This window comes from Mesorhizobium sp. C416B, assembly GCF_030323165.1.
Classification (GTDB): Bacteria; Pseudomonadota; Alphaproteobacteria; order Rhizobiales; family Rhizobiaceae; genus Mesorhizobium.
In genome coordinates this window covers 4,637,501-4,640,000 of record NZ_CP100471.1, presented here as the reverse complement: position 1 = coordinate 4,640,000, position 2,500 = coordinate 4,637,501, and the positions used below count along the sequence as shown (strand labels likewise).

Genomic DNA, 2,500 nt, shown 5'->3' with positions numbered 1-2,500 from the left:
GCTCTGTGCCGCACTGTGGAAAAGTCGACACGCTCAGGCAATGGTCGCGGATGCCGACAACGAAATTCCAAGCGATCGCCGGCGACGCACGGGTCGGCTACGTCGTCATAGAACTGGCCGAGTTCAGTTCCGCCTTGGGGTGGAAGACAATGCGGTACTCCATTGCCTATTTGGCTTTCGCCTGCTTCGCGTGATGACGCGCCTCGAGTCGCGAAAAAACCGTCTCGACAGGGATGCCCTTAGCCGGATCCTGCCGGAGTTCGGTCAGGCGCGCCGGAACCTCCTCGCGCAGCCATCTCTCCCGCTCCGCCTCGAAATCCTCGAGCATACGTAGGCCGGCGCGAACATCTCAGGCATTGTTGTAGCGGCCTGATTCGAGCTGCTTCCTGATGAAGCTCTCATAGTGGTTCGTCGTTCAGAGCGTAATCGGGCACGGCAACCTCCTGGAAGATTATGGCGCCGATCAAGCCCGGTAGCAATAATAGCAATGATTGGAAGCGCACGATCACGGTTCGTTTTCCAAGATCTGATGGCGAGAGAATGGTTCGTCGCCTGGTTTTGCAGGGTCCAAAGCGTCCGGTCACCATCGCGCCGGCGCGTGGCGGTTGCCGCGCTGACAGAGCCGGGAGCCAACCGGCTTCGCGTGGGCAAAGGTGCCGAATAACAAAAAGGCCTGCGAGCTGCGGGCGGTTGGGGGTCATGATTTGGCTTTTCTGTCCTACGGCGTCGGCTTCGCCTGCTTCCGACCCCTGGTGCAGGTTAAAATCGCCATCGATCACGGTCCGAACGCAAAAAGCCCGCGTGAAGCGGGCTTTTTTTGTTGGTTGCGGGGACAGGATTTGAACCTGTGACCTTCAGGTTATGAGCCTGACGAGCTACCGGGCTGCTCCACCCCGCGTCACCTCCAGGGCAAGCTCTTGCTTGCTCCGGACTCTCCAGGGCAAGCTCTTGCCTGCTCCGGATCTGAAGCAAGCGTTTGCTTGCTTATCTGGACGTAAGCCTGGGCCTATGAACAGGATGGCTTACAGATAGGTATATGGCTGACCAAATGAAAGGGCCGCTTGCGCGGCCCGTGATCCCTTGGCGGGCCTTTTCGTAGAGAGAAGATTTCAGTTTCATCCGGTTTGCGGATGAGAGTTCAACGTGCGTTTTGCAGACCTGGCAGCGACCTACTCTCCCGCGTCTTGAGACGAAGTACCATCAGCGCTGGAGCGTTTCACGGCCGAGTTCGGAATGGGATCGGGTGCAGCCGCTCCGCCATAACCACCAGGTCGGCAAAACGCACGTTATATCGAGAAGCTGTTTTTTCGTGCCAAGGCGACGTTTGTGTCTAGCTAACGGACAAGTCCGCAAGCGCGACTGCGCGTCGCCGGTTTTCCGGCGCCCTCGCGGAGCATAGGCCCTGTTAAGGGCCGCTCATGCGTGAGCGCTGGTCAGATCATCGTGTTCACGATGAGCATAAGGAATGAGAACGATCAAGCCGATCGAACTATTAGTACCGGTAAGCTTCAAGCGTTGCCGCTCTTCCACACCCGGCCTATCAACGTGGTCGTCTTCCACGGTTCTCAGGGAATACTCGTTTTAAGGTGGGTTTCCCGCTTAGATGCCTTCAGCGGTTATCCCGTCCGGATATAGCTACCCTGCTATGCGGCTGGCGCCACAACAGGTCCACCAGAGATCCGTCCATCCCGGTCCTCTCGTACTAGGGACAGATCCTTTCAATATTCCTACACCCACGGCAGATAGGGACCGAACTGTCTCACGACGTTCTGAACCCAACTCACGTACCGCTTTAAATGGCGAACAGCCATACCCTTGGGACCTGCTCCAGCCCCAGGATGCGATGAGTCGACATCGAGGTGCCAAACAACCCCGTCGATATGGACTCTTGGGGGTCATCAGCCTGTTATCCCCGGCGTACCTTTTATCCGTTGAGCGATGGCCCTTCCACGCGGGACCACCGGATCACTATGACCGACTTTCGTCTCTGCTCGACTTGTCAGTCTCGCAGTCAGGCAGGCTTATGCCATTGCACTCAGCGAACGATTTCCGACCGTTCTGAGCCCACCATCGCGCGCCTCCGTTACTCTTTAGGAGGCGACCGCCCCAGTCAAACTACCCACCATACATTGTCCCGGACCCGGATAACGGGCCGCGGTTAGACATCCATAGTAATAAGGGTGGTATTTCAAGGGTGGCTCCACCTGAGCTGGCGCCCAGGTTTCAAAGCCTACCACCTATCCTACACATGCCACTACGAATGCCAATGTAAAGCTATAGTAAAGGTGCACGGGGTCTTTCCGTCTAACCGCAGGAACCCCGCATCTTCACGGGGAATTCAATTTCACTGAGTCTATGCTGGAGACAGCGGGGAAGTCGTTACGCCATTCGTGCAGGTCGGAACTTACCCGACAAGGAATTTCGCTACCTTAGGACCGTTATAGTTACGGCCGCCGTTTACTGGGGCTTCGATTCAGAGCTTGCACCCCTCCTCTTAACC

1 protein-coding gene, 1 tRNA gene and 2 rRNA genes (2 of these 4 cut by a window edge) are annotated in these 2,500 nt (G+C 57.0%); 1 reads left to right on the top strand and 3 read right to left on the bottom strand.

All coding sequences use genetic code 11. The annotated features are described in order from the left end of the window. A protein-coding gene (locus NLY43_RS22685) for a hypothetical protein (RefSeq protein ID WP_155923365.1) crosses the window boundary here: on the top strand, window positions 1-194 show its 3' portion. The gene continues 13 nt to the left of window position 1, outside the view; 194 of the gene's 207 nt are visible here — the last part of the coding sequence; the start codon falls outside the window, past its left edge; the stop codon is at window positions 192-194. 627 nt (window positions 195-821) lie between these two features. On the opposite strand, the gene NLY43_RS22680 is transcribed toward NLY43_RS22685, so the two are convergent. The 3 genes from NLY43_RS22680 to NLY43_RS22670 all read right to left on the bottom strand — a co-directional run. After that, a tRNA-Met gene (locus tag NLY43_RS22680) sits at window positions 822-898 on the bottom strand. Between the two features lie 258 nt (window positions 899-1,156). Further along, a 5S ribosomal RNA gene (gene rrf / locus NLY43_RS22675) occupies window positions 1,157-1,271 on the bottom strand. Between the two features lie 200 nt (window positions 1,272-1,471). Continuing rightward, window positions 1,472-2,500 (bottom strand): 23S ribosomal RNA (locus NLY43_RS22670) (it continues 1,773 nt past the right edge of the window).